We start from the raw sequence: 8,013 nt of genomic DNA, 5'->3' as shown, positions 1-8,013 counted from the left end.
TCGTGTCGGCTGCCCCGGTGGTGAGGAAGCGCGCCACGGCGAGCTCGCCGTTGCCGCCGTACTGGCCGGCGATCACCCCGTCACCGTTGGAGTCGGTCGTGACCGCCGAGACGCTCCCCGCGAACGCGGTCCCGCTCGTGTTCTGGGCGGTCGCGATGCCCCCCGCGTAGGTGACGTCGAGTCCCCCGACGGTACCGGCGAGCAGCGAGGTCTCAGGGATCAGCACGGTCCCGCCGACGAGCGCGACCGCAAAGGCCAAGGTCACCGCGCGACTGCGGGTGAGGGAGAGAGTTGCCGATTGGGCTTGTCGGAACTTCACGAGCGCTGGAAGAACTCGATCTCGGTGATGGCAACGCCGTTGCCTTTGTCGGACGGGTAGACGGTGAGGACCTTGACGGTCATCGACTGGGCGCCGTTGACCTTGACGTTGAGACGTTGGAAGGCGGATTGGTCCTTCAACGTCTCGGTCCGCGGAGCGCCGGCCGACTTCGGGAAGAAACTAATGAGGACCTTCTTGGGACGCGCCTCTGAGAGGAAGGCCTGCTCGCTCGGGCCGGCTCCCGAGAGGAGCCCGATGTAGTAGATCGATGTCTTCTGGCTGAAGACCGCGGTGATCGACTGGCCCGCGCCGTGGACCTTCTTGCTCGGCAACGACTGCCAGTAGGTGTTGTTCCCATCGTCGACGGCGTTTCCCGCAGGATGGTTCGGGTAACTAGTGGTTGCATTGGCACCGATCGCGAACTGCTGGGTGTAGGAGATGTTGACCTTATTGAAGATGGATCGGGCAAAGCCCGAATACCAGTTTCGGAGCGGTGCCGCTATTGGCCCCAAGAAAGAGAGGATGATACCTAGCCCGATGAGGAATGTCCCAGCGCGCGCCGCGTAGCGCATGTAGCGCTCCGACCCGAAACCCCCGCTTGCGGCCCTGCCCCACTTCCCCGGGCGTCCTCCGGCGGGGACAATCCGGGTGTCCTTGTGGAAGTGCCGATGCCAAAAACTGAGCTCCCGGTATTGCGGGTCGACGTCGTCGTCAACACGTGGCAATTGCGTGCCACAACGTCGGCAGTAAACCCTCGTCGGGGAGTTGAACTGGTTGCATGACGGGCAGAAGACGTCGCCCGGGCTGGGCGTCACCTGCAGGTCAGGCCCCCCGGGGCCGCCGAGCGCGCCGCGCCGGCGTGCGCTCTCGTTGCGCGGCAGCTCCGTCGGCCGACGGAGCGCGAGGCCTCGGTCCGATCGCCCGTCGACCACCTCGGTGGCGCCGGTGGCGAGATAGGCGGAGTCGGCTCCACCCCTGCCGCCGGGGCCGGCCGAGACGGCCTCTCCGGGGCGACGGGGGGCCGTCGAGGCGGGGTCGAGGAGTGACTGCGGCGCCGAGCCGAGCGCCGCGACGTCCTGCGCGCTCGAGCCGGGCGGCGTGAGCGCGAGCTCGCGTTCGAGGTCGTCGGCGTCGTCGCGGTAGCCGGCGAGCGAGTCGGCGCGCACGACCGGCACCGCGACGGTGTCCGGTGGCTTCTCGATCGCCTTGCCGTCCTCACTGAGCGCCGGAGCGGCCGGGGCGGCGGCCTCCCCCGCGAGCTCCCCGCCGCCCTCAGCCTCAGCGGTGGCGGAGGGCGCGCTCGCCTCCGCGGGCGCGGTCGCGTCGGCGGGGGGGCTCGCCGCCCCGAGCTCGCGCCACTCGTCCGCGGGGTCGACCTTCGGCTTGGGCGGGAAGCCGAGCTTGCTGCGGACGCGGGTGAAGAAGCTGGGAGGGGGAGGGGGCTCGGGCTCGGGCTCCGGTTCCGGCTCGGGCTCGGGCTCGGGAACCTCTTCGACGTGCTCGCCGGCCCACTCGAGGTAGCGGCCGCACGAGGAGCAGAAGTCCTCCTCGTCGGGGTTGCGGTGGCCGCAGGCCTTGCAGATGATCACGTGCGGACGACCTCCACGCGGTGCGGGATGTGCGCCGGCTTCGCCGAGGCGACGAGGCGGTCGAGGCGCCCCTCGTCGATCAGCGAGTCCCCCGGGACGCGGACGCGCACCACGAGACGCGGCGTTCCCTCGCCGGGCAGCGCCGAGTTGGGCTCCAACGAGTACGTGCAGCCGCCGCTCTCTTCGATCTCGGGCTCGACGCCGGCGTAGATCGCGACGTGCTGGCGAAGGCCCTCGACGGTACCGCGGATCTTGAACAGCTCGACGGCGCGGTTGACGAGCTCGCGTCGCGCGTCGTCGGACCAGGTCTCGTCGAGCTCGACGCCGACCCAGCCGGCGAGGAAGGCGACAAAGTCCTGCGGCGCGAGGGCGGGGTCGAAGTAGGACTCGATGTTGTCGAGGGTGGCGGCGACCGGCGCGAGCACGGCGTCGAAGCCGAGCATCCAGCGCTGGACGAACTCGTCCTCCTGGTAGATCGCGGGCAGCAGCTCGGCGAACCGGTACGGGCTCGGGAGCCCGTCGACGCTCCCCCTCACGGCCCGATCACCCGGACCTCGTGGCCGTAGGAGAAGAGCAGCGCGTTCGCCGCGATCTCGAGGCGCTGGGTGACGAGGCCGCGCTCGCCTGTCACCGGGTCGGCGGGGTAGAGCTGGACGGCCTCGACGAGCTCCACGCCGCCCACCCGCTGCAGGACGGCGTAGACCTCGCCGGCGTGCACGGGGCGGCCGAAGGGCCAGCCGGCCCCGTCCGCTCCGCCGTGGATCGGGTGCAGGAAGTGGTAGAGGGCGGTGGCGGCATCGAGGCGCACCCGGCCGGGGTCGGCGAAGCTGCGCGCCCGCACCTGGGCGACGACCGTGACGCCCTGGAAGAAAGGGGGCTCGACCACCACTCGCGCGCCGACCGCCCGCCGCTGGTCGAGGGAGACGGCGACCTGCTCGAGGAGGGCCGCGGCCGGGGCGAGGCGGGTGAAGGGCATCGTCCCGTCGGCGTCGTCCGCGATCGCGGGGACGACGAGGATGCGCACGCCGGCGTGCGGGTCCTCCTCGGTCGCGGGCACGCAGCGGACGCGCGCGATGCCGGCGGCCGACTGGCGGGCGAGGATCTCGTAGTCCTCGACGGTGACGGCGCGCCCGAGGGTGCGCAGGCTGATCGGGCCGCGCACCTTCGCGTTCTCGAGCTCCTCCCCCTCGACGCCGCCGCCGGCGGGGAGGCGGTTCTCGACGCGGGCGATGAAGGGGATCTGGGTCTTCATCGTCGCGAGCACGCCGCGCGAGACGTTCCCCTTCTCGCCGCCCCCCGAGCGGTACTGGCGGAGCCGCAGCGGCGCGCCCTTCGGCGGCACGTGGCCGTAGTTCCGGGTGGAGCCGTCCTCGAGGCGGATGACCGGCCCGAGGACGATCTCGCCGGCGACGCGGTCCAAGATGAAGTGGCGGTCGTTTTCGTCGCTCGCGGCGAAGGTGTCGACCTCGGTCCACTCCTCCCAGCCGTCGCCGCCCGCGACCTCGAGCACGTGCGGCACCGAGGAGGAGACGACGGGGCGCTGGCGGAGCTGGAAGCTCTGGCCGGCGACGCCCTCGGAGATGCCGATCAGCTCGTCGTCGATCACCTGCGCGTGCACTGCGGTGGTGGTGCCGCCGATCACGAACGCGCTCACCGTCTCGATGCGCGGTGAGGCGGAGTAGAAGGGCTGGCCCTCGTCCGGCTGGGTGACGCGGCAGCGCAGCCAGCCGGCGCGCTGGCCGTCGATCAGCGCCACGTCGTGCTCGGGGGGGACGTGCAGGATGATGTCGCCCGGCTGGTTGAGGCCGCCGGTCTCGTCCCGCTCGAGCTCACAGGGGTGCCAGGCCGTGCCGTCGAAGGCCTCCCAGGCGAGCGGCGGGTTCTCGGGGTCGACGCCGACCCCGACGACGTGGGCGCGGAAGCGGAGCGCGACGACGTTCGAGGGCGCCGCCTCGCTGAGGCCGATGAGCAGCGCCTCGCCGGGGATCGGCACCGCCCCGAAGGCGTCGAAGTCCTCGAGCTCGAGGCGGTCGGTGTGGTCGAAGACGGCGAACTCCTCGATGCCGTGCGAGACGACGCGCGAGATCCCCGACGACTGGATGGTGAGCTCGGCGAGGGTCTCGAAGACGATCGGCTCCTCGCGGTCCACCCGCTGGGTCTGCACCCGCGAGCCGCGGGGGACGACCACCGGGTTGGTCTGCGGCGAGGAGAGCCAGAAGGTCACCGGTGCCTGCGCCGCCGAGGGCGGGAAGAGGCGGACGCCGATGAGCTCCAGGAACTTCAGGTAGTTGCGGTCCGGGACGAGGTTCAGCCGGTAGGTGAGCTGGTCGATCATGAAGGCGAAGGTCTCGATGAGCGTGACACCGGGGTCCGAGACGTTGTGGTCGGTCCACTCCGGGCAGTTCTGCTGGACGTAGCGCTTCGCGTCGTCGACGTAGTCCTGGAAGCGACGGTCGTCCAGATTGGGAACGGGCAACGGCACGCTCAACGCTCCTCAGGAATGACGTAGAAGGGGAAGACGAGGTTGCGCGGGTCGTTGGTGCCGCGCTTTGAGTAGTTGATGGAGATGTAGACCACCGCGTCGTCCGCCCGGTCGAGGTTCACCTGGACGTCGAGCACCGTGATGCGCGGCTCCCAGCGGGCCAGCGCTCGCTGGACCTCGTAGATAATGACACCGGCGGTCGTCGCGTCGGCGGGGGCGAAGACGTGGTCGTGGATGCCGCAGCCGAAGTCCGGTCGCATCGGCCGCTCGCCCTGGGCCGTCGACAGGATGATGCGGATCGACTCGGAGATCTCCCGGTCCCCCGAGACGAGCGCGATCGCACCGCTCGAGGTCGTGGAGAGCGGGAAGCCCCACCCTTGGCCGATGAACTCCTCCGCCATTGGGACTTCCCCTAACCGTTGATCATGACGATCGGCGCGTCGATGGAGAGGTCGGCGTCGCCGGCGATCTCGATCGAGGCACCGTTGATCGTCACGTCACCCTCGCCCTCGATGTTCACCGAGGCCCCGGAGATCGAGAGCTCCCCCTCGGAGGCGAGCGTGAGGTCCCCTTCGGCGTTGATGATGACGTCGGTCCCCATGATCTCGAGGGAGCCGTCGAGGTTGTAGATGCTGAGCGACTGCTCCTCCATGTTGAGGAAGATCCCCTGCACCTCGTCGCCGGTGGCGATCATGATGCCGCTCGTCTCCTCGGAGTCATAGAAGGTGATGTTGTGCTGGAAGCGCGAGCGGATCTGCCGCTCGTTGATGAGGCCGCTCGCCTCGTCGATCGTCTCGGGGCCGGGGGCGGCCTCCATCACGACGTTGTAGAGCGAGCCGATGATCACCGGCTTCGAGGGATCGCCGTGCTCGAAGGCGACGAGGACCTCGTCGCCCTCCTCGGGGATCCAGAGGAAGCCGAAGGCCTCGGAGGCGCCGACCTGGGCGCAGCGGATCCAGCCGCTGATCGCCTCCGGGCCCATCCACTCGAAGAGCACCTGCACCCGAGCCTGGTCCTCGGGGTCGCGGCAGTTGATCACCGTCGCCGAGCAGACGCCGGGCATGCGGTGCGGGATGGGCGTGGAGCCGATCTCCGGCCCCTTCGCGAGGCCGAGCATCGTCCGGTCCTGCCAGCCCGAGGCCGTGAAGGTCGTCGTGTAGCCGGTGAGCGGGCTGTAGCTGTGGCGCGCCGAGGTGAGGGTGTAGGCGCCGTCGAAGGGCTCCCCCGCCGCCGAGAGGTTGATCGCCACGCCGGCGAGCAGCGAGGGGTTGCCGGTCGACTCGCCCTCGATCTCCGCGTACGACTCGGCGAGCTGGTTGCCGAGCGCGGCCGCCTTGGTCTCCGCCTCGTCCTCGTCGTCGGTCGCGAAGTAGAGGCTCATGAAGGTGTTCGCGCCCTCGATGCTCGAGAGCTCCTCGGGCTGGGTGAGCATCTCGGTGCCGATCGCCTCCGCGGGGGATATCCCGACGACCGGGGCGAACTCGACCGGGCTCCACCCCATCACCGTCACGTCCTCGACCTGCTCGGTCGAGCGCACCACCGAACGGAGGCGGACGAGGCCGGCACCGAGCACGAGCTCGGTCGGGAGGCTGAACTCGAGCGTCCCGGGGACGTCGCCGGCGATCGGCGGGATGATCGGGCTGAAGCGGAAGACCCCGTTCTGCATGTAGGCGCGGTAGCCGTTGTCCATCGCCAGCATCTGGATGAAGTCCCAGTCGGTGACGCCCGCCTGCGCCTTGTACTGGTAGATGTCGTCGGTCGGGTCGATCTCGTTCAGCTCGATGCCGTTCTCGGCGAGGATCTCCTCGACGATCTCCGAGGCCATCATCATCTGGTAGGTGCGCACCTTCTTGCCGCGCATCAGCCGGTTGGTGAGGTCGAAGCCGCGGATCGTCGTCTTCGGGCCCTCTTCGTCGAACTCGAGCTCCCAGGCGTTGACCTCGCCGATCATGATCGGGTGCGGGAAGCCCTCACCGGCGTCGATCGAGAGGATGATCTCGGTGCCCGGCAGGAAGAAGCCAAGCTCGACCACGTTGCGCGCCGGGTCGCGGAAGGTGAGCTCGAACATGTCCGGCAGGTGGACGCTCGTGTCGAGCGTCCAGCGCAGCAGGAGGTCGCCGACCACCGGGTCGAGGGGGGTCCCGTCGATGAGGATGATGAGGCTCGCGGTCCACTGCGTGTCCATCGCCGCGTCCTAGCTGGTCGACGCCGCGTCGGAGCGCGGCGGGATGAGCACGGTCGTGCCGGGGGCGACGCGCGTCGGGTCCTCGATGCCGTTCGCGCTCGCGATCGCGCGCCACATCGTCGGCTTGCCGTATTCACGCTGGGAGATCGACTGCAGCGTGTCGCCGGCGACGAGACGGCGGGTGCGGCGCGCGCGACCACCGGAGGTCGGGTTCTGGCTGGCGAGGCCGACGGGGATCTCCTTCATCGAGAGGCTGCAGGTGGCGCGCACCGGGGTGCCGTTCGGGAGGAAGAGCTGGTAGTTCACGGAGACGCTCTCCATGTAGGCGAGGAACGACAGCGACTCGCCCCAGCCGAAGATCACGAACGGCGGCGACGGCGACTCCATGACGAGCGAGAGGATGGTCGGCTGCAGGCAGGAGAAGAGCAGTTCGACATCGGTCTGGATGCTCCGCTGGTCGCCCGTCGTCGTGTCGAGGATCATCTCCATCGACAGCGAGCGCTGCTTGGAGCCCTTCCAGACCGGCGTGGCGGTCGGCCGCGAGCCGGCGTCGATCTCGTGGCTCCAGGAGGCCGACTTCTCGACCTTGTACTCCTTCGGGTTGAACATGAAGTCGATGCGGTTGCCGACCGTGCCGGAGAACTGGGTCTCGGCGCCGTTCGCGACCGAGCTGTTCGTCGCCCCGCCCGACGCGCCGGCCATGTCCTCGGCCGCGATCCCCGCCGCGCCGAGCGCCGCGGCGGCCATGCCGCCCGCAGGCGAGGAGGGCGGGAGGATGAGCAGGTAGGCGCGCTGCAGGTTGCCCCCCGAGAGGATGCTGTCGGCGCCGGTCTCTGCCGAGTCGCCGACGTTGCTGAGGCCCGCGACGACTCCCTGGTTCTGGAAGGCGCTGGCGGCGCTGCTGGCGTCAGAGCTGGCGGTGCTCGCGACGCTGTCGGCGTTGGAGGTGATGGTGCTCCCGAGATCGCTCATTTTCGTTCCTTCCCTGCCTAAGCCTGGCCCAGCATGATCGCGCCGTAGGCGAGCTCGAGCGTCTCTGTCGCCTGCTGCGGATTGCCGGCGTCGAACGACGGCCCGGTCCACTTCGCGGGGAGGACCCCCGAGAGCTGCCAGGTGAAGATGGGGGTCATCGAAGGCGAGAGCGCGGTGAGCTCGGCGGTCGACAGCGAGGTGGCGTTCACCGAGGCCTGCAACCAGGCCATCGTCTTGTGCGTGTCGGGGCCGATCGGCCGCGTCACCTGCAGGTTCGGGTACTTCACCCGTCCGCGGCGAGGGAAGACGTTCATCCCGCCGCCTCCCTCTTCGATCGTGGTGACGCCCATGTCCATCCCGAGCCCGGAGCAGGTGATGAACATTCCGAGGTCCCAGGAGTCGATGACCAGGCTGAAGTAGACGCTGAGAACGGTGTCGAAATCTGGATCGCTGCTCACTTCGTCCC

At 69.6% G+C, this 8,013-nt stretch carries 8 protein-coding genes; all 8 read right to left on the bottom strand.

Annotated features, from left to right (window positions below; all coding sequences use genetic code 11):
• The coding region (locus VNF07_07980) for a hypothetical protein (GenBank protein ID HVB06162.1) at positions 1-265 on the bottom strand (265 nt) is incomplete at its 3' end.
• A 50-nt stretch (positions 266-315) separates the two neighbouring features.
• Positions 316-1,908 carry a hypothetical protein gene (locus tag VNF07_07975; GenBank protein ID HVB06161.1) on the bottom strand — a complete coding sequence of 531 codons (1,593 nt, stop codon included), beginning with the start codon at positions 1,906-1,908 and terminating at the stop codon, positions 316-318.
• Entirely contained in the window at positions 1,905-2,444 is a 540-nt protein-coding gene (locus VNF07_07970) for a phage tail protein (protein ID HVB06160.1), read from the bottom strand. Before VNF07_07970 ends, VNF07_07975 begins: the two co-directional genes overlap by 4 nt.
• Positions 2,441-4,390, bottom strand: a complete 1,950-nt coding sequence (locus VNF07_07965; GenBank protein HVB06159.1) for a putative baseplate assembly protein — start codon at positions 4,388-4,390, stop codon at positions 2,441-2,443. The genes VNF07_07970 and VNF07_07965 overlap by 4 nt, the downstream gene beginning before the upstream one ends.
• Positions 4,391-4,392: 2 nt before the next feature.
• Positions 4,393-4,791, bottom strand: coding sequence for a GPW/gp25 family protein (locus VNF07_07960; protein HVB06158.1), 399 nt, complete (start codon positions 4,789-4,791; stop codon positions 4,393-4,395).
• An 11-nt stretch (positions 4,792-4,802) separates the two neighbouring features.
• Positions 4,803-6,575 (bottom strand): VgrG-related protein, encoded by a 1,773-nt coding sequence (locus VNF07_07955; protein HVB06157.1) that lies wholly within the window; start codon positions 6,573-6,575, stop codon positions 4,803-4,805.
• 9 nt (positions 6,576-6,584) lie between these two features.
• The gene (locus tag VNF07_07950) at positions 6,585-7,547 is read right to left on the bottom strand and encodes a LysM peptidoglycan-binding domain-containing protein (GenBank protein ID HVB06156.1); all 963 of its coding nucleotides are present in this window, start codon (positions 7,545-7,547) and stop codon (positions 6,585-6,587) included.
• Positions 7,548-7,564: 17 nt separating this feature from the next.
• The gene (locus tag VNF07_07945) at positions 7,565-8,005 is read right to left on the bottom strand and encodes a phage tail protein (protein HVB06155.1); all 441 of its coding nucleotides are present in this window, start codon (positions 8,003-8,005) and stop codon (positions 7,565-7,567) included.
• Between the last annotated feature and the right edge of the window lie 8 nt (positions 8,006-8,013).

It is taken from the genome of Acidimicrobiales bacterium (assembly GCA_035533595.1).
GTDB lineage: Bacteria > Actinomycetota > Acidimicrobiia > Acidimicrobiales > Bog-793 > DATLTN01.
The sequence above is the reverse complement of the archived record's forward strand: the minus strand, read 5'-3'. Positions and strand labels throughout refer to the sequence as shown.

What these genes read in the sequence shown, in the direction of transcription:
- VNF07_07960 (HVB06158.1), bottom strand. Translation starts at nt 4,791, where the DNA reads ATGGCGGAGGAGTTCATCGGCCAAGGGTGGGGCTTCCCGCTCTCCACG.
- VNF07_07955 (HVB06157.1), bottom strand. Translation starts at nt 6,575, where the DNA reads ATGGACACGCAGTGGACCGCGAGCCTCATCATCCTCATCGACGGGACC.
- VNF07_07950 (HVB06156.1), bottom strand. Translation starts at nt 7,547, where the DNA reads ATGAGCGATCTCGGGAGCACCATCACCTCCAACGCCGACAGCGTCGCG.